Origin of the sequence: Catellatospora sp. TT07R-123 (assembly GCF_018327705.1) — a bacterium.
In the GTDB taxonomy this organism is placed as follows: Bacteria; Actinomycetota; Actinomycetes; order Mycobacteriales; family Micromonosporaceae; genus Catellatospora.
The window spans coordinates 1,595,045-1,612,472 of the sequence record NZ_BNEM01000001.1 but is presented as its reverse complement, the minus strand read 5'-3'; the positions used below and the strand labels follow the sequence as shown (position 1 = coordinate 1,612,472).

Sequence of the window (17,428 nt, the reverse complement as noted above, 5' to 3'; positions counted from 1 at the left end):
CCCTTCCCCGTGTCTGCGGGATGGGACGCGCCCGCCGCACCGCCGGTTCCGCCGACGGCGGTGGGGAAGGGCACCCCGCAGAGCGAGGTGACCTTCCTTCCCGAAGTCAGCGGCGGCGGTCGACGCGGCTCTGGCAGGGGACGCAGTGGGTGGCCCAGGGCATGACCTCCAGACGGCCGGGCGGCACCGGCTCGCCGCAGCGGTCGCACGTGCCGAGGGTGCCCTCGCCCAGGCGGGTCAGCGCGTCGCCCAGGCGGTTGAGCTGCTCCTGGAGCGCGGCCGTGACCAGGCCGTGCTCGGCGGTCTCCGAGACGGCGTTGCCCGCGTCGGCGGAGTCGCCGGGGCCCTGGTCGTGGATGTGCCGCAGCCAGGCGGCCTCCGCCTCGGTCTCGGTGCGCAGCTGCGCGGCGGTCTCGTCGTAGCGCTGCCGCAGCAGCACGCCGAGCTGGGTCAGGTCGAGGTGGTCGGCAACCGCGGTCATCTTCACTCCTCAATGGATCGCTTGCTTGTGCGGCTCGCCCGCCGGGTGGGCGGTGAACCTCCGGCAAGCCGGGGGCGATGGGCCCGATGCTGGCAATCGTGGCTGAGCTCCGGCTGAAAGCTTGCCGGGACAAAGGTGAACGCTCCACCGCGATATTGCGCTCGCGTGCGATGCTGGTCAGCGGTAGCCTCGTCCATCTAGCGAGGAGGCGGCGGCGATGACCGAGACCCTGACCCTGTGGCGTCCGACCGGGCCGCAGGAGTTGGCGCTGGTCGAGTCGTCGGGCTGGCGGGAGTGGCCGCCACGGCTGCCCGACCAGCCGATCTTCTACCCGGTCCTGAACGAGCAGTACGCCATCATGATCGCGCGGGACTGGAACGTGCCCGCCTCCGGCGTGGGATATGTCACGAGGTTCGAGGTGGAGCGGGAGTTCGCCGCCCGCTACCCCGTGCAGCAGGCCGGGGGCCGCGACATCCTGGAGCTGTGGGTGCCGGCCGAGGAGCTGGCCGAGTTCAACCGGCACATCGTCGGGACGATCGAGGTCGTGCACGAGTTCCGCTGAGTCAGCCCACCGCCCGGCTCAGCCACGGCCGCAGCACGGGCAGCACGGCGGCGGCCTGCATGGCGCCCAGATGGTCCAGGCCGTCGAGCACGGCGACGTCCCAGCCGTACGCCGCCAGCGCTGCGCGATCGCGCAGCACCGGTCCGGCGATGTCGACGACGACGTCGCCCCAGCCGGGTCCGTACGTCATCGTGTCGGCGGAGCCGACGACGCACAGCCGCGGGCACTCGACGTAAGCCTGCGCCGCGCGGTCGTCGAAATCTTGCAGCCGCTCGTACAGCGTGACGAACTGGCGGGTCTGGTCCTCGGTGGTGGTGACCTGCACGGTGTCCCAGTCGCCGGGGACGACCTCGCCAGCGGTTTCGGCCGGGGCGGCGGCCTTGGTGTGGGCGGCGGTGGTGACGGCGAGCATCTGCCGGTACGGCCCGCCGACCGGCGGGTAGCCGCCCATGACCAGCGCCGACAGCCGATCGGTGCGCAGGGCCAGTTGGAGCCCGGCCAGGGCCAGCCACGAGTAGCCGTAGTAGGCGAAGCGTGGGGCGGCGGCCGCGTCGGCGACGGCGAGCAGGTCGGCGGCAAGGCTGTCCGGGGTGAGCGTGCCGGGTCGGGGATGGCCCATGACGTGGCCCTCGTAGTCGAACGCGATCACGCGGAACCGGTCGGCGAGCCCGGTGATGAGGTTGCGGCCGAGGTCCGGGTCGGCGCCCCAGGCGCGCATCGCGTCGGCCTGCGGTCCTTCGAGCGGCTCGGGGTTGACGGGAAGTAGCAGGTCGGGGCCGTCGCCGGTGATGCGCAGGGGCAGGCGGGCGCCGTCGTGCAGCGACGCGTGGGTCATGGCGGCTCCTGATTCCGTACGGTGTAAAGTGATGTCTCGAGACGATAGCTTACGGCGTACGGAGATGCCACGTGACGGTCTACGGCGGCCAGGGTGACCCGGCCCGCACCATGGCGCTGCTCTGGCGCGCCGACGCGCCCGCGGCGGCCCGCACCGCCCCCGGCCCCCGCCCGGGGCTGACCGTCGACGCGATCGTGGCCGCCGGGATCGCGCTGGCCGACGAGTCCGGGCTGGCCGGGCTGTCCATGCGTGCGGTCGGCCAGCGGCTGGGCACCTCCGCGATGGCCCTGTACACGTACGTGCCGAGCAAGCGCGAACTGCTCGATCTCATGTACGACCAGGCCCACGCCGGCCTGCCCACCGGATACGCGGCTGCCGGCCTGCGGGAGGCGGTGCTGGCGTGGGCCGCCGACCTGTGGGACCGCTGCCTGGCACACCCCTGGCTGCTGCAGGTCTCCTACGCCCGCCCGGTGCTCGGCCCGCACGAGCAGGCGGTGCTGGAGGCGCTGCTGGGCGTCCTCGACCGGGCGACGCTCGGGGCGGCGGCCCGGCGCACCGCCGTCAGCGCGCTGCTGCACCTGGTCCGGGGCCTGGCGCAGACCGCCGCCGAGGCGCGGGAGGCGGCGCGGGCGACCGGCGACTCCGACGAGCAGTGGTGGCAGGCCCGTGCCGGGCAGATCGCGCACGTCGCCCCGGACTTCGCCGCCCGCTTCCCGCACTCGGCCGCGCTGGCCCAGACCGGTGCCCAGACCGGTGATCAGGCTGGTGAACAGGCCGCCTACGACCCGGTGGAGCAGGCCCGCCAGGCGCTGACGGGTGCGCTGAACCTGTTGCTGGACGGCCTCGGCGCCCAGAGCTGATCAACGAACGCAAGTTCTTTAGGCCTCGGACACAAAAATATTTCCATACCGCGTCGCTATCTTGCGTTGTGGTGTCTACCACGTTACGGTTCCGTCCGATCAGGCCGAACGCGACCGCTCCGCGCCCGGTGCCCACCGCCGTCCCCGGTGATCCCCCAGGAGTAGGTCATGCCTGCCGCCAGACGTCTGCATCGGATACTCGCCGCGCTGCTGCCCGCCGTGGTCGTGTCCACCGCCGCGCTAGCCCTGCCCAGCCCCGCCGCCGCCGACCAGACCACCATCTCGGTCGACAACCTGCGCACCGGCTGGGACGCCAACGAACCCGGCCTGTCGCCCTCGGCCGTGTCGGCCGCCGACTTCGGCCAGCTGTTCAACACCACCCTCAACGGCCAGGTCTACGCCTCGCCGATCGTGGTCAACGGCACCGTCATCGCCGCCACCGAGAACAACTGGGTGTACGGCCTCAACGCCGTCACCGGCGCCATCACCTGGTCGCGCAACGTCGGCCCGGCCTGGCCCGCCTCCGCCATCGGCTGCGGCGACCTGGTGCCCAACATCGGCGTCACCAGCACCCCGGTCTACGACCCGGCCACCGCGTCGGTCTACTTCACCTCGAAGGTCAACGACGGTCCGGACGCCGACCACCCGCACTTCTACATGCACGCGGTCAACCCGGCCACCGGCGTCGAGCGCACCGGCTGGCCCGTGACGATCCAGGGCAGCCCGTCCAACGACCCGTCCAACGTGTTCAACCCCAAGACCGCCGCGCAGCGCCCCGGCCTGCTGCTGCTGGACGGGGTCGTCTACGCGGGCTTCGCCAGCCACTGCGACTACGGCCCGTACGTCGGGTACGTCGCGGGCGTGAAGACGTCGGCGCCGCAGATGTCGACGCTGTGGTCCACCGAGGCCGGGCGCTCCAACGGCATGGCCGGGATCTGGCAGTCCGGCGGGGGCCTGGTCTCCGACGGGTCCGGGCGGATCATCGTGGCCACCGGCAACGGCGTGTCGCCCGCGCCGGGCCCCGGCACCAGCCCGCCCGGCACGCTGGCCGAGTCGGTGATCCGCTTGCAGGTCAACGGCGACGGGTCGCTGACCGCGCGGGACTTCTTCAGCCCGTACAACAACAGCCGGCTGGACCAGGACGACACCGACTTCGGCTCCGGCGGCCCGATGGCGCTGCCCGCCGGGTTCGGCACCACCGCCCACCCGAAGCTGCTGGTGCAGGTCGGCAAGGACGGCCGGGTGTACCTGCTGGACCGCGACAACCTCGGCGGCAACGCCCAGGGTGCGGGCGGCACCGACGCCTCGGTCGGCGCACCGGCGGGGCCGTACAACGGCGTCTGGGGGCACCCGGCGTTCTGGGGCGGCGACGGCGGCTACGTGTACACCGTGGAGAACCAGGGCTTCCTGCGGGCCTTCAAGTACGGCGTGAACGGCTCCGGCCTGCCCGTGCTCAGCTCCGCCGGAACCAGCCCGGCCACCTTCGGCTACACCTCGGGCTCGCCCCTGGTCACCTCGACCGGCACCACCTCGGGCACCGCGCTCGTCTGGGTCGTGTACAGCGACGGGTCCAACGGCGCCAACGGCCAGCTGCGCGCGTACGACGCGCTGCCCGTCAACGGGCGGCTCAACCTGCGCTACTCGTCGCCGATCGGCACCGCGACCAAGTTCATCACCCCCACCACCGACAACGGCCGCGTCTACGTCGGCACCCGCGACGGGCGGATCTACGGCTTCGGCCGCCCCACCACCGCCGCGCTGACCAGCTCGCCCACCGACTTCGGCAACGTGGCCGTGGGCAGCACCGGCAACGCCACGGTCACCGTGACCGCCACCCGCACCGTCACCGTCTCGGCGATCGGCACCGCGGCGCCGTTCGGCGCCACCCCGCCCGCGCTGCCCGTCACGCTGAACACCGGGCAGACCCTGTCGGTGCCGGTCCGGTTCACCCCGACCGGACCCGGCGGCGCAGCGGGCAGCCTGTCGTTCACCACCGACAGCGGCACCGTCGCGCTCGACCTGCACGGCAACGGCACGCAGGCCGGGCTCGGCGCGACCCCGGGCACGCTGGCGTTCGGCACCGTACCGACGGGTGCGAACAAGACGCTCAGCGTGAGCGTCACCAACACCGGCACCAGCACGGTCACCATCACCGGGTCCACCGCACCGTCCGCACCGTTCACCGCGACCGGGTTCCCCGCCAACGGCACCACCCTGGCGGCCGGGGCGTCGGTGACGGTCACGGTGAAGTACACCCCGACCGTGGCCGGCAACCACACCGGCTCCCTGGCCGTGGCCAGCAACGCCGGTTCGGTCACGGTCCCGCTGACCGGCACCGCCGTCACCGGTGCCGCCCAGCTCACCATCACCCCGAACCCGCTGAAGTTCGGGCAGGTGCCGATCGGGCAGACCGCCACCGGCACGTTCGACATCGCCAACACCGGCAACATCACGCTGACCATCACCAAGGCCGCACCCCCGGTCGGGGCGTTCAACACCACCACCCCGGTGTCGGAGGGGCAGCAGCTCGCCCCCGGTGACGTGATCCACCAGACCGTCACGTTCACCCCGCAGACCGCGGGCGCCCAGTCCGCCCTCTACTCGATCACCGGCGACGACGGCCAGGGCGCGATCGGAGTGCAGCTCACCGGTACGGGCGTGACCGGCGGCACCGGCACCACCAACGTCGCCGCCGGGCGGCCCACCTCCTCGTCGACGGCGCAGGGCGGCTACCCGAGCAGCAACGCGACCGACGCCGACGTCAACAGCTACTGGGAGAGCGCCAACAACGCGTTCCCGCAGTGGCTCCAGGTCGACCTCGGCTCGTCCATGGCCGTGGGCAAGGTGACCCTGCGCGTGCCGCCCGCGGCGGCGTGGGCGACCCGCACCCAGACCGTGGCGGTCTCGGGCAGCGGCGACGGCAGCACCTTCACCGCGATCACGGGTGCCCAGGGCATGACGTTCGACCCGGCCACCGGCAACACGGCCAGCCTCACCTTCACCCAGACCACGACCCGCCACCTGCGCCTGACGTTCACCGGCAACACCGGCTGGCCCGCCGGGCAGGTGTCGCAGTTCGAGGTGTACGCGGCAGGCACCAGCGGCCCGGCCACCCTCACGGTGAACCCGGCGTCGCTGGCGTTCGAGTCCACGCCCGTCAACGACAACAGCGACTGGCAGACCGTCGAAATCAACAACACCGGCACCGGTACGGCGACGATCTCCGCCATCACCACCACCGGCGACTTCACCCGTACCACCACCTGCGGGGCGACTCTGGCCCCCGGCGCCAACTGCATCGTCACGGTGACGTTCCACCCGTCGGCGGCGGGCAACCGCACCGGCTCGCTCACCGTCGCCAGCAGCGCGACCAACGGCACGCTGACGGTGGCCCTGTCCGGCACCGGCACGTCGACCGGCTCGGCGACGCTGTCGGCGAGCCCGACCGGGCTGACCTTCGGCGCGACCGCGGTCGGCGGGGCCAGCGCGGCGCAGACGGTGACCGTCTCCAACACCGGCACCCTCGCGGCGAACGTGTCGTCGATCGTGCCCGGCGGCGACTACACGCAGACCAGCACCTGCGGCAGCAGCATCGCCGCGGGCGGTTCCTGCACGGTCTCGGTGGTGTTCCGGCCGTCGGCGGCGGGCACCCGCACCGGCTCGCTCACCGTCACCAGCAGCGCGACCAACTCGCCGCTGACGGTGTCGCTGACCGGCACCGGCACCAGCGCGGTCACCAACCTGGCGCTCAACCGGCCGACCAGCCAGTCGTCCAACGTCCAGACGTACGTGTCCGGCAACACCGTCGACGGCAACGCGAGCACCTACTGGGAGAGCGCCAACAACGCGTTCCCGCAGTGGATCCAGGTGGACCTCGGGTCGGCCCAGCCGGTCGGCCGGGTCGTGCTGAAGCTGCCGCCGCCGACGGCCTGGGCGGCCCGCAGCCAGACCGTGGCCGTGTCCGGCAGCACCGACGGCACCAACTTCACCACCCTGAAGGCGGCCGCGTCGTACACGTTCGACCCGGCGACCGGGAACACGGTGACGATCACCTTCCCGGCCGGGACGGTGCGCCACCTGCGGATCACCATCACCGCCAACACCGGCTGGCCCGCCGGTCAGGTCTCCGAACTGGAGGTCTACGGGTCCTGACCGGGCCGTCGTCCCGTCATCGATCCGGCGGCCACACCACATGCGGTGTACGCACATCGCATGTGGTGTGGCCGTGCAACGGGACGACAACCGTGGCCGCCGTCGCGGCCGAGCACGCCCCGCTCGGCCGCGACGGCGGCCACCCCCTCCGGTCGCGGTGCCGACCTATTTGAGCGGTTTGCGGCTCTTGTGTGCGCTGGGCCCATGACCTGGCCTGTCCGGCCGTCGTTGATCCGGGCATGACGCATGTGAAGCGAATCGGTGCAGGTCTGCTCCTGGCCGGGGCGGCGCTGTCGCTGCCCAGCCCCGCCAGCGCCGCTCCGGCCCCGGTGCAGACGCAGCACACCCCCGAAGCAGGCCTCCCCATCGTCGGTGACCTGCTCGGCAACCTGCCGCTCGTCGGCCCGCTGCTCGGCAACCTGCCCATGGTCGGCTCGCTGACCGGGCCGGCCGGCGGCGCCGCCAGCCCGAGCGGTCTCGGTGGTCTCCCCGGTCTCAACGGTCTGCTCTGAGGAACCCGGCGCGGGCCGAGCGGCACTGTCCGCTCGGCCCGCGCCGGTCCATGAGGTCGTGGACTCGCCCTGCCGAAGGTCAGAGCAGGGCGAGCAGGGTCTCGATCCGGGCGGCCAGGACGTCGTCGATGCGCCCGCGCACGGACACGGAGACGCCCGTGCCCCCGACCAGCCGCGCCATCCTTACCGTGAGCTGCGGTGTTCCCACGAGCGGGTATTCGAACCACCGGTCGTCGGCCGCTTCGTCGGTGTCGTCGAGGGCGCCGACCAGGGCCTGCTCGTCGAGGTGGTCGAAGCCGTACCCGATGAAGCCGCTCAGGTGCTCCAGCAGCCTGGCCTCGCCGCCCTCGTGGATCCAGTCCGCGACCAGGCGTTCGGTGCCCCCGGCGCCGCCGCGCGCGGGCCGGACGGGCTGCTTGCGGTCCAGGCGGGCGAGCAGGCGGGCCCTGGCCGCGTCGAGCCGCTCGCCGTAGTCGGTGGCGAAGACCTCGGGCAGCGTGGTCTCCAGCACCCCGTCGAGGCTCCACAGCGGTGACCACACGGCGGGATCCTGCTCGGCCAGTGCGGTGAACGCCGGGTCGTCCATCACGTGGAAGAGCCAGTCGGACAGCACCAGGGCCTGATCGTGGCTGAAGGTGACGGTCATGTCGGTGCCGGGCATCGGGCCACGGTAGCCAGCGCTGTCCACAGGCCCCGTCCGGCCGTCGGCGCGCGCGGGTAGCCTGCTGGTCTACGGCGGAGAGGGGCGCGTGGTGGGCGGCGACGGGCGGCAGCTGGCGGGGTCGCTGACGTCGTGGCTGGGCGCGCTGGCCTTCAGCGGCGAGGACGCCGACCGGGTGACCGAGCTGCTGGTCGAGGCGGTGCTGGCGTGGGGGACCGCGAACGGCTGGCGGGTGTATCGCAAGGCCCGCAGCGTACTGCCGCTGCCGCCGCCGTATGCCGACCGGCACTCGTGGGTCGACGTCGGGATCGGGCGGCCCGGCGGACCGCCGGTGGTGGTCGAGATCGACCAGTCCGACCGGCGGCGCACGCTGGAGAAACTACAGGCCGAAGCGGCCGCGGGCCGGGTCGCGCTGTGGGTGCGCTGGGGCGCCGGGCGCTTCGCCGAGCCGCCGGAGCCGGTGCTGCTGGTGCCGTTCCCGGTCAGTGCCGCCACCGGGCCGGGCGGGAAGCTGTTCTCCGCACCCGTGCAGCAGCGGTCGGCGCCCGTGCACAGCGGCGCCGACCTGGGGCAGGCCACGCAGGACGACCTGTTCGGGGCGTGACTACCAGCGCTGGCGGCGCTGCGGGCGGTCCCCTTGGTCACCACTGCGGTCACCACGGTCACGATCGCGATCGCGGCGCACCATCACGCGCTTGTTCTTGATCGTGGCGCTGCGCAGCGCGTCGATGACGTCGTCGGCGGCGTCGGCGGGCACCTCGACCAGCGAGAACCGGTCGGCGATCTCGATGGCGCCGATGTCGCGGCCGGACAGGTTCGACTCGCCCGCGATCGCGCCCACCAGGTCCTGCGGCCGTACGCCGTTGCGCCGGCCCAGGCCGACGAACAGCTTCACCGTGCCCGCCGCGGCCGGTCGGCCGCCGCGCCCGGTGTCGCGCTTGCGCTCGCCGCGCTCGGCGGACTCGGACAGGTCCGGGATGACCTCGTCGTCGGGCGCGTTGCCCATGGCCTCGTGCGCGAGCTTGACCGCGGCCAGTGCCACCTCGACGATGTCGAACTCGTTGGCCAGCGTCTCCACCACGACCCGGAACTGCTCGTAGTCCTCCTCGAGCAGGCTCTCGTGCAGCGCGGACTTGGTCAGTTCCAGCCGCCGGGCGTGCAGGTCGGCGACGGTGGGGATCTTCTCCATGGTGATGCGCTGCTTGGTGACGCGCTCGATGGTCTTGAGCATGCGGTGCTCGCGCGGCTCGGCGAGGGTGACCGCGACGCCTTCACGCCCGGCGCGGCCGACCCGGCCGATGCGGTGCACGTACGCCTCGGGCGCCGACGGCACGTCGTAGTTGATGACGTGGGTGAGCTGCTCGATGTCCAGGCCGCGGGCGGCGACGTCGGTGGCGACGAGCAGGTCGGCGGTCCCGGCGCGCAGGCGGCTCATGACCCGGTCGCGCTGCTCCTGGCTCATGCCGCCGTGCAGGGCCTCGGCCCGGTAGCCGCGGCCGTTCATGGTCTCGGTGAGCTGGTCGACCTCTTCGCGGGTGCGGCAGAACACGATCGCGGCGGTGGGCGCCTCGACGTCGAGGATGCGGCCGAGCGCGGCCGGCTTGTGCGAGCGGGCCACGACGTACGCACTCTGGCGGACCTTCGGCGTCTCGCCGGGCGCCGTGGCCGCGCGGCCCATCTGGATCCGCACCGCGTTGCGCAGGTAACGCTGCACCAGCCCGTCGACCCGCGACGGCATGGTGGCCGAGAACAGCACGGTCTGCCGCTGCTCGGGGGTCTCCTGCAGGATCGCCTCGATGTCCTCGGCGAAGCCCATGTCGAGCATCTCGTCGGCCTCGTCGAGCACGACGGTGCGCAGCTCGCCCAGTTGCAGGGTGCCGCGGCCGATGTGGTCGATGGCGCGGCCGGGGGTGGCGACCACGACGTCGACGCCGCGTCGCAGGGTCGCGAGCTGGCGTCCGATCGGCTGCCCGCCGTAGATGGGCAGGACCCGCACGCCCAGTTCGCGACCGTAGCGGTGGAACGCCTCGGAGACCTGGACGGCCAGCTCGCGGGTGGGCACCAGCACCAGCGCGACCGGGTCGAGGCTGTCGCGGTCGGGGCCGAGCTCCGCCCACCGCTGGAGCACGGGCAGCGCGAACGCGGCGGTCTTGCCGGTGCCGGTGGCGGCCTGGCCGAGCAGGTCGGCGCCGGTGAGCAGCGGGCCGATGGCCTCGCGCTGGATCGGGGTCGGCTCCTCGTAGCCCAGGGCGCCCAGGGCCTTGAGCAGCTCGGGGCGCAGGCCCAGGTCTTCGAAGGTGACGGCTTCGTCGTCCGCCTGCTGCGTCGTCTGCTCGGTCATGGCCCGCTTCCTGCTAATGCGATAACGCGGCGGGCTCCCGGAACCCAGACAAACCGCCCTCAGAAGATCACATTACTACAAGCCTCAGGACCACTTGCAGGCGCATGCTGAGCTGCGGTTTCGGGGAAACGTGCGAAACAGGCGGCTGATCGCCGCGTTTTCCCCGAAACCGCAGCCAGGTTCAGCTGGTCTCGCCCGCGACCGAGAACGAGCGCAGGCGCTGGACCGCGAGCCAGGTCCCGGCCACCGTGATGACCGCGCTCATCACCGCCGCGACGGTGACCGAGATGGTGGTGCTGATCAGGGCGCTGCCCGAGATCTCGTGTGCGATCGCGATCACATAGTGCTGCACCGACGCCGACCGGGTCCCGGCGACCACGTTGCTGAGCAGACCTTCCCAGACGACCACGTACAGCAGGCCGAGCAGGACGGGCCGGCGGGTGACCACGCTCAGCGCCAGGAACAGCGCCGAGTAGGCCAGCGCCCCGATCGCGCACGCCGCGGCGAGCGCCAGGCCGAGCTCCGTGCCGTCGGTGATGACCGCGGCGACGAACATCGGCACCGCGCTGACCACGGCGCTGACCGTGACCGCCACGGCCAGCTTGGCCAGGATGATCCGGCTGCGCGGGATCGGCTTGGTGAGGATGTGCACGACCGTGCCGTCGTCGATCTCCGAGCCGAGGACGCCGGTGCCGACGATCAGCGAGATCAGCGGCAGCAGCACCGCCACGCCCAGCCCGATCAGCACGCCGTCGGCCAGATCGGCGGGCTTGGCGCCGAGGGTCCTGGCGATCTGGGTGACGCCGATCAGGATCAGCGGCATCGGCAGCAGGAGCAGGGACCGGCGGCGGCCGAGCAGGCCGCGCAGGGTGATCCAGGCGATTGTCAGGTTCATCGCGGGCTCCTATGCCGAGACCAGGTAGGAGAAGACGCTTTCCAGCGACTCGTCGGACGGGACCAGCGCGCGTACCCGTACGCCCTGCTCCAGGGCGATGCGGGGCAGCGCCCGGGTGAAGGTGCCGTAGTCGCCGGCGTGGACGGTCAGCCCCTCCTTGCCTAGCGTCACCCCGGCGACCGACTCCGAGGCCATCAGCGCCACGGCCAGGCGCCGGTCGTCGCTGGACCGGATCGCGAACACGTGCGGCCGGTGCGTCATCAGCCGCCGGATGGTGCGGAAGTCGCCGGAGGCGGCCAGGCGCCCGGCGACGACGACCTGCACCGTGCCGGAGACCTGCTCGACCTCCTCCAGGATGTGCGAGCTGAACAGCACCGTGCGGCCCTGCTCGCCGAGGCGGTGGAGCAGGTCCATCATGTGCATGCGCTGGCGCGGGTCCATGCCGTTGAACGGCTCGTCCAGCAGCAGCACCGCGGGCTCGTGCACCAGCGCGGCGGCCACCCGCATCCGCTGGCGCATGCCCTTGGAGTACGTGTCCATCCGCCGGTCCTGGGCGTCGGTCATCTCGACCAGCTCGATGGCGCGCCGGGCGGCCGCGAGCGGGTCGGGCAGCCCGTGCAGGCGGGCGCTGGCGCGGACGAACTCGGCGCCGGAGAGGAAGCCGTACACGGCCTCGCGCTCGTTGACCAGGCCCAGGTGCCGGTAGATGGCGGGGTTGCGCCAGGTCGCGGCGCCGTCGAGCAGGACCTCGCCGCGGGAGGGGGCCAGGAACCCGGCCATCATGTGCAGCAGCGTGGTCTTGCCCGCGCCGTTGGGGCCGAGCAGGCCGGTCACGCCGGGGCCCAGCGTCATGGTGACGTCGTTGACGGCCACGACGTTGCCGTACCAGCGCGAGACGCCGCGCAGTTCGAGGTCGGTCACAGCGAAACCTTCCGGTAGCGCAGCAGGAGCAGCAGGGTGCACCCGGCCACGAGCAGCACGGTCACGAGGGCGTAGAGCGGGCCGAAGCTGCCGATGTCGAAGCTGTTGGTGTGGTAGAGCCAGGTCCGTACGCCCTCGGGGAGCATGAACGGGCTGGCCATCGGGGCGAGCTGGGCCAGCCTGCCCTGGCCGCCCAGCGCCACGAACAGCCCGGCGATCGGCGTGGTGATCATGAAGACGACCACGATCGCGCCCGCGGCGAAGGCGCGGCGGCTGGCCAGCGACGCGATCAGCACGGAGAGGCTGCTGAAGATCAGGGCGTAGATGCCGGAGACGACCCAGCCGCCGAGCATGCCGCGGGCCTCGGCCCATACCCCCGCGCCGTCGCCGGTGGTGAAGGCCGAACCGGCGAACAGCAGGAACTGCGGCCCGGCCATGAGCAGCCACGACGCGGTGAGCAGCGCGGCCAGCCGGGCCAGCGCGTAGTCCGACCGCTGGATCGGGCGGGAGAAGTACAGCGGCAGGGTCTGGTTGCGCAGGTCGCGCGAGACCAGCTCGGGCGCGACGACGGCCAGGAAGACCAGCACCAGCAGGCTCGCCGCCGACGGCAGGTCCTGGTACGGCAGGAACGTCTCGCCGGTCTGGGCGCGCACCGCGATGCCGACCACCGCGAGCAGGGTGACCAGGCTGATCACGATCCACGGGAAGATCTTGGCCTTGGCGCTGCGGCCCAGCCCGAACGAGACCCGCAGGCCGTGCTCGAACAGCGACCGCACCGCGTACGCGCGCCCGAGCCGGGCACCGGCGTAGCGCTGGTAGCCGATGTCGTGGATGACGCTGGTGTCAGGCATGGACGGCCTCCTGGGCGGTGGAGAACAGCTCGGCGACCCGGTGGCGGCGCTGGTCGAGCCGGTGCAGCGGCAGGTCCAGGTCGGCGACGGTGCGCAGGATCAGGTCGTAGGTGGCCTCGTCGGCCAGCGCGACCAGCAGCATCCGGCCCTCCGGCGACACCTCCAGGCCGCGCTCGCGCAGGGCGGCGGCCAGTTCGTCGGTGCCCTCGGCGACCTCGATGGCCAGCACGTCGGTGCCGGTGGTCATCGCGTCGATCCGGTCGGCGCGCAGCAGGCGCCCGCCCTCGATCGCGATCAGGGAGTCGCAGATCCGCTCGATCTCGCCGAGCAGGTGCGAGCAGACCACGACCGAGATGCCGAACTCGGTGCCGATGCGGTGGATCAGGGCCAGCATCGCGTCGCGCCCGGCCGGGTCCAGGCCGTTGGTCGGCTCGTCGAGCAGCAGCAGGTCCGGGTCGTGGACCAGGGCCTGGGCGAGCTTGACGCGCTGCTTCATGCCGGTGGAGTAGCCGCCGATCTGCCGGTAGCGCTCCTCGTACAGGCCGACGTGGCGCAGCGCCTCGGAGGCGCGCTCGCGGGCGACCGTACGCGGCAGGCCGCTCATGCGGCCCATGTGCGTGACGAACTCGGCGGCGATCATGTCGGGCGGCAGGCAGTCGTGCTCGGGCATGTAGCCGACCCGGGCGCGCACCTGCTCGGGGGCCTTGGCCGGGTCGAGGTCGAGCACCCGCACCTCGCCGCTGGTGGGCGAGAGCAGCCCGAGCAGCGTCTTGATCATCGTGGACTTGCCGGCGCCGTTGGCGCCGACCAGCCCGATGATGCCCGGCTCGACGGCCAGGGTCAGGTCGGACAGGGCGGTCACCCCGCCCGGATAGGTCTTGGTCAGCGAACGTGTCGCGATGAGGGGCACGCCCGACAACCTAGCCGCGGGCGCGTACCCGGCAGATCAGGTGTTCACCCTGGGTTCGACCCCGAGAGTGCCGCCAATATCTCGGTAGGTGGACGTAGGGTGCGTCAGTCGCGACGGTGCGTGCGCGCTGCGCCGACCTGCGGGCCGGTGCGGGCGGGATGATCCGTAATCGTGGACGCTGGGTGTCGCTATAGCAGCACCCAGCGTCCACGATTACGGATCATCCCGCCCGGCGGCGAGCTCCGCGGCCCAGCGGGCGCCGCGGTCCTCGGGGGTGCGCAGCGGGCAGCGGGTGCAGTAGTCGCCGCCGACGCGGTAGTCCAGGCAGCAGGTGCCCCGCGCGACGAACCCGGCCGGGCCGGTCGGGTGCGCGAGCACGACCAGCGACCGCCGGACCCGTACCTGCGGTGCCTGCTCGGCGATCGCCTCGATGAGCCGCTGCGCGGCCGCCCAGGCGGCCTGCGGGTCGGTGCCCCGGTGTCGGGACTGGTCGACAGCGGTCCCGGCGATCACGTCGCCGAGCCCGCCCCACAGGGCGGGCCGGCCGATCCGCGTCCGGACCCGGATCGCGGCGAAGACCGGTCGCAGCGCGGTGACCAGGTCGGCGGCGGCCGTGCGGAAGGGATCGTCGACCGGCTGCGGGTGGGCTGAGGCGATCGCGACCCCGTCGCACCAGCCGCCGGGGTGCCGGTGCACGGCGGTGCCGGTCGCGCTGACCGGCCACGCGTGCCCGAGGGTGGCCAGGGCGACGACGAGCGGGTCGGCGACGGCGGAGCCGACGTACGCCGCGAGGCTGACGGCGGCGACCGGGAGCTGGCCGCGCGCCTCCCCGGCGAGCAGGTCGGCCAGCCAGGCGTCCAGCAGGCCGGGCTCGGTCGCGAGCTGGTCGAGGGTGGTCCAGCCCGGACCGTCGGGCGGTCCGGCGTGGAGGGTGAACGGGTAGCCGAGGTCGACGGCGGCGAGCAGGTCGGCTAGGCCGGAAGGAGGGGACTGCCGCACCAGATGAGCTTAGCCTATCCTTAGTCGGTGCAGACCTCGCTGCCCGTCCGGGCTCCCGCGCCTCCGATCCCGCAGGCCCCGGCGGTGACACCCGCGCGCTCGCGGCGCCTGGCCGGACTGCTGCTCATCGTGCTGGCCCTGGCGGCCGTGTGCCTGCTCAGCATCATGATCGGCACCCGGAACATCGCCCCGCACACCGTCTGGGACACGTTCGCCCACCCCGTGGACAGCGACGACCAGACCATCGTGCGGGAGCTGCGGCTGCCGCGCACCGTGCTGGGGCTGCTGGCCGGGGCGGCGCTCGGGGTGTGCGGCGCGCTGATCCAGGCGGTGACGCGCAACCCGCTGGCCGACACCCAGGTGCTCGGCGTCAACGCGGGCGCGAGCCTGTTCGTGGTCGTCGCGATCGGCCTGTTCGGCCTGACCAGCATCTGGGCGTACGTGTGGTTCGCCTTCGCCGGGGTCGCGGTCGCCCTGGTCGCGGTGTACGCGCTGGGCTCGGCCGGCTCCGGCGGGGCGACACCGGTGCGGCTGACCCTGGCCGGGGTGGCGCTGGGCGCGGTGATGGACGGCGTCTCGTCGGGCATCCGGATGGTGCGCCCCCGGGCCTTCGACTACCTGCGCTTCTGGGACGTCGGCACGCTGACCGGCCGTCCCATGTCGATCGCGGCGGTGGTGGCGGTGTTCATCGCGGCCGGGCTGGTGCTGGCGGCGGTCGCGGCGCGCTCGCTCAACGCGGTGGCCCTCGGCGACGACCTGGCCCGCTCGCTGGGCACCAGCGTGACCCGGACCCGGGCGCTGACCGTGGCGGCGGTGATGCTGCTGGCCGGAGCGGCGACCGCGGCGGTCGGCCCGATCGGGTTCGTCGGGCTGATGGTGCCGCACGCGGTGCGCTGGTTCACCGGCCCGGACCAGCGCTGGATCATGGCGTACACGGCGGTGGCCGCACCGGTGCTGCTGCTGGGCGCCGACGTGGTGGGCCGGGTGGTCATCCGCCCGGGCGAGCTGCGCGCCGGCATCGTCACGGCGCTGATCGGCGCGCCCGTGCTGATCGTGCTGGTGCGCCGGGCGAAGGCGAGGAACCTGTGAACGTCGGCTTCGGACGCCGGACGCTGGTGCTGCGGGCCGGACCGGTGTCGGTGCGGCTGGGCGTACGCACCTGCGTGAGCGTGCTGGTGCTGCTGGCCCTGGCCGCCGGAGTGGGGGTGCTGGCCCTGGGGACCGGGCAGTTCTCGCTGCCGCCCGCCCAGGTGGTGGAGGTGCTGTCCGGCGGGGGCAGCCGGGCGGCCCGGCTGGTGGTGCTGGACTGGCGGCTGCCGCGGGTGCTGCTCGCGCTGCTGCTGGGCGCGGCGCTCGGGCTGAGCGGGGCGGTCTTCCAGGCGCTGCTGCGCAACCCGCTGGGCAGCCCGGACGTGCTCGGGTTCGGCACCGGCGCGTTCACCGGGGTGCTGGTGACGATGGCGGTGGCCGGGCGCGGGTTCGCGGTGACGGCCACCGGGGCGCTGGTCGGCGGCCTGCTGACGGCGGGGGCGGTGTACCTGTTCGCATACCGGCGCGGGGTGCAGGGGTTCCGGCTGATCGTGGTCGGGATCGGGGTGAGCGCGTTCCTGACCTCGCTCAACCAGTGGTTCCTGATCCGGGTGAACCTCCAGACGGCGATGGCGGCGGCGGTGTGGGGGCAGGGCAGCCTCAACGAGCTCGGCTGGGCCCAGGTCGGCCCGGCGGCCGCCGTGATCGGCGTGCTCGCCGCCGGGCTGCTGGCGCTGGGCGGGCGGCTGCGCCAGCTGGAGCTGGGCGACGACGCGGCGGCCGCCCTGGGCGTACGGGTCGGACCGGCGCGCCTGGCGTACCTGGCCGTCGGAGTGGCGCTGACCGCCGCGGCGACGGCCGTGGCCGGACCGGTCTCGTTCGTGGCGCTGGCCGCGCCGCAGCTGGCCCGGCGGCTGGCCGGGACGGCCGGGATCGCGCTGGCCCCGGCCGCGGCCACGGGCGCGCTGCTGCTGGCGGGCAGCGACTTCCTGGCCGCCCGGGTGTTCGCGCCGACGACGCTGCCGGTCGGCGTGGTGACGGTGGCGCTGGGCGGGATCTACCTGGTCTGGCTGCTGGCCGCGCAGGGGCGCGGCGGCGGGCGGTGACGGGGCCGGCCTTGCCCCGTCTCTCGACTTTGGTTAGCCTAACCTTTGTTCGAGTCTAGGAGGCGCCCCATGTCCACCAACCCGTTCGACGACGACGCCGCGACGTTCTTCGTGCTCGTCAACGACGAAGAGCAGCACTCGCTGTGGCCCACCTTCAAGGAGGTGCCCGCCGGGTGGACCGTCGTGTTCGGCGCCGACGGGCAGACGGGCCGCCAGGCCTGCCTGGACTATGTGGACCAGCACTGGACCGACCTGCGTCCGCGGAGCCTGCGCGAGCGCATGGCGGCCGCGGCGACCGCGAACTGACCCCGGG

The 17,428-nt window shown here is 73.0% G+C and carries 17 protein-coding genes; 8 read left to right on the top strand and 9 right to left on the bottom strand.

Features of this window, described 5'->3' with window-relative positions; translation table 11 throughout:
• Positions 1–106 precede the first annotated feature (106 nt).
• Complete coding sequence (locus Cs7R123_RS06690) at positions 107–481, bottom strand: TraR/DksA C4-type zinc finger protein (RefSeq protein ID WP_212824291.1); 375 nt, start codon at positions 479–481, stop codon at positions 107–109.
• A 217-nt stretch (positions 482–698) separates the two neighbouring features.
• Between Cs7R123_RS06690 and Cs7R123_RS06685 the strand changes: the two genes are divergently transcribed.
• Positions 699–1,043 carry an ADP-ribosylation/crystallin J1 gene (locus Cs7R123_RS06685; RefSeq protein WP_212824290.1) on the top strand — a complete coding sequence of 115 codons (345 nt, stop codon included), beginning with the start codon at positions 699–701 and terminating at the stop codon, positions 1,041–1,043.
• Position 1,044: 1 nt separating this feature from the next.
• Here the strand turns inward: Cs7R123_RS06685 and Cs7R123_RS06680 are convergent, their stop codons facing one another.
• On the bottom strand, positions 1,045–1,878 hold the full coding sequence (locus tag Cs7R123_RS06680; RefSeq protein WP_212824289.1) for an alpha/beta hydrolase: 834 nt from the start codon (positions 1,876–1,878) through the stop codon (positions 1,045–1,047).
• Between the two features lie 71 nt (positions 1,879–1,949).
• Here Cs7R123_RS06680 and Cs7R123_RS06675 point away from each other — a divergent pair, with 71 nt between their 5' ends.
• The 3 genes from Cs7R123_RS06675 (at position 1,950) to Cs7R123_RS06665 (ending at position 7,402) form a co-directional block, all read left to right on the top strand.
• Positions 1,950–2,738, top strand: coding sequence for a TetR/AcrR family transcriptional regulator (locus Cs7R123_RS06675; protein WP_212824288.1), 789 nt, complete (start codon positions 1,950–1,952; stop codon positions 2,736–2,738).
• 168 nt (positions 2,739–2,906) lie between these two features.
• Positions 2,907–6,890 (top strand): choice-of-anchor D domain-containing protein, encoded by a 3,984-nt coding sequence (locus tag Cs7R123_RS06670; protein ID WP_212824287.1) that lies wholly within the window; start codon positions 2,907–2,909, stop codon positions 6,888–6,890.
• A 248-nt stretch (positions 6,891–7,138) separates the two neighbouring features.
• Positions 7,139–7,402, top strand: coding sequence for a hypothetical protein (locus tag Cs7R123_RS06665; protein ID WP_212824285.1), 264 nt, complete (start codon positions 7,139–7,141; stop codon positions 7,400–7,402).
• Positions 7,403–7,481: 79 nt separating this feature from the next.
• Here Cs7R123_RS06665 and Cs7R123_RS06660 read toward each other — a convergent pair whose 3' ends face one another.
• The gene (locus Cs7R123_RS06660) at positions 7,482–8,063 is read right to left on the bottom strand and encodes a hypothetical protein (RefSeq protein ID WP_212824283.1); all 582 of its coding nucleotides are present in this window, start codon (positions 8,061–8,063) and stop codon (positions 7,482–7,484) included.
• An 88-nt stretch (positions 8,064–8,151) separates the two neighbouring features.
• Here Cs7R123_RS06660 and Cs7R123_RS06655 point away from each other — a divergent pair, with 88 nt between their 5' ends.
• Positions 8,152–8,667 carry a hypothetical protein gene (locus Cs7R123_RS06655; protein WP_244871653.1) on the top strand — a complete coding sequence of 172 codons (516 nt, stop codon included), beginning with the start codon at positions 8,152–8,154 and terminating at the stop codon, positions 8,665–8,667.
• Here Cs7R123_RS06655 and Cs7R123_RS06650 read toward each other — a convergent pair whose 3' ends face one another.
• From Cs7R123_RS06650 to Cs7R123_RS06625, 6 genes are all read right to left on the bottom strand, one after another.
• Positions 8,668–10,404 carry a DEAD/DEAH box helicase gene (locus Cs7R123_RS06650; RefSeq protein WP_212824281.1) on the bottom strand — a complete coding sequence of 579 codons (1,737 nt, stop codon included), beginning with the start codon at positions 10,402–10,404 and terminating at the stop codon, positions 8,668–8,670.
• 181 nt (positions 10,405–10,585) lie between these two features.
• On the bottom strand, positions 10,586–11,299 hold the full coding sequence (locus tag Cs7R123_RS06645) for an ABC transporter permease (protein ID WP_212824279.1): 714 nt from the start codon (positions 11,297–11,299) through the stop codon (positions 10,586–10,588).
• A gap of 9 nt (positions 11,300–11,308) precedes the next feature.
• Positions 11,309–12,262, bottom strand: coding sequence for an ABC transporter ATP-binding protein (locus tag Cs7R123_RS06640; protein ID WP_374706922.1), 954 nt, complete (start codon positions 12,260–12,262; stop codon positions 11,309–11,311).
• On the bottom strand, positions 12,217–13,071 hold the full coding sequence (locus Cs7R123_RS06635) for an ABC transporter permease (protein ID WP_212824277.1): 855 nt from the start codon (positions 13,069–13,071) through the stop codon (positions 12,217–12,219). The genes Cs7R123_RS06640 and Cs7R123_RS06635 overlap by 46 nt, the downstream gene beginning before the upstream one ends.
• Entirely contained in the window at positions 13,064–13,981 is a 918-nt protein-coding gene (locus Cs7R123_RS06630) for an ABC transporter ATP-binding protein (RefSeq protein ID WP_212824275.1), read from the bottom strand. The genes Cs7R123_RS06635 and Cs7R123_RS06630 overlap by 8 nt, the downstream gene beginning before the upstream one ends.
• A gap of 213 nt (positions 13,982–14,194) precedes the next feature.
• On the bottom strand, positions 14,195–14,980 hold the full coding sequence (locus tag Cs7R123_RS06625) for a (2Fe-2S)-binding protein (RefSeq protein ID WP_212824273.1): 786 nt from the start codon (positions 14,978–14,980) through the stop codon (positions 14,195–14,197).
• 27 nt (positions 14,981–15,007) lie between these two features.
• On the opposite strand from Cs7R123_RS06625, the gene Cs7R123_RS06620 reads away from it, so the two are divergent.
• From Cs7R123_RS06620 to Cs7R123_RS06610, 3 genes are all read left to right on the top strand, one after another.
• The gene (locus tag Cs7R123_RS06620) at positions 15,008–16,069 is read left to right on the top strand and encodes an iron chelate uptake ABC transporter family permease subunit (RefSeq protein ID WP_244871651.1); all 1,062 of its coding nucleotides are present in this window, start codon (positions 15,008–15,010) and stop codon (positions 16,067–16,069) included.
• Positions 16,066–17,115: an iron chelate uptake ABC transporter family permease subunit gene (locus Cs7R123_RS06615; RefSeq protein ID WP_212824271.1), complete on the top strand. Its 1,050-nt coding sequence runs from the start codon at positions 16,066–16,068 to the stop codon at positions 17,113–17,115. Before Cs7R123_RS06620 ends, Cs7R123_RS06615 begins: the two co-directional genes overlap by 4 nt.
• Before the next feature lie 69 nt (positions 17,116–17,184).
• A complete protein-coding gene (locus Cs7R123_RS06610; RefSeq protein WP_212824268.1) occupies positions 17,185–17,421 on the top strand; it encodes an MbtH family protein in 237 nt (78 codons plus the stop codon).
• Positions 17,422–17,428: the final 7 nt, after the last annotated feature.

Coding starts and splice junctions, on each gene's coding strand:
- Cs7R123_RS06660 (WP_212824283.1), bottom strand. CDS start 8,063: ATGCCCGGCACCGACATGACCGTCACCTTCAGCCACGATCAGGCCCTG.
- Cs7R123_RS06670 (WP_212824287.1), top strand. CDS start 2,907: ATGCCTGCCGCCAGACGTCTGCATCGGATACTCGCCGCGCTGCTGCCC.
- Cs7R123_RS06685 (WP_212824290.1), top strand. CDS start 699: ATGACCGAGACCCTGACCCTGTGGCGTCCGACCGGGCCGCAGGAGTTG.
- Cs7R123_RS06610 (WP_212824268.1), top strand. CDS start 17,185: ATGTCCACCAACCCGTTCGACGACGACGCCGCGACGTTCTTCGTGCTC.
- Cs7R123_RS06635 (WP_212824277.1), bottom strand. CDS start 13,071: ATGCCTGACACCAGCGTCATCCACGACATCGGCTACCAGCGCTACGCC.
- Cs7R123_RS06680 (WP_212824289.1), bottom strand. CDS start 1,878: ATGACCCACGCGTCGCTGCACGACGGCGCCCGCCTGCCCCTGCGCATC.
- Cs7R123_RS06645 (WP_212824279.1), bottom strand. CDS start 11,299: ATGAACCTGACAATCGCCTGGATCACCCTGCGCGGCCTGCTCGGCCGC.
- Cs7R123_RS06650 (WP_212824281.1), bottom strand. CDS start 10,404: ATGACCGAGCAGACGACGCAGCAGGCGGACGACGAAGCCGTCACCTTC.
- Cs7R123_RS06690 (WP_212824291.1), bottom strand. CDS start 481: ATGACCGCGGTTGCCGACCACCTCGACCTGACCCAGCTCGGCGTGCTG.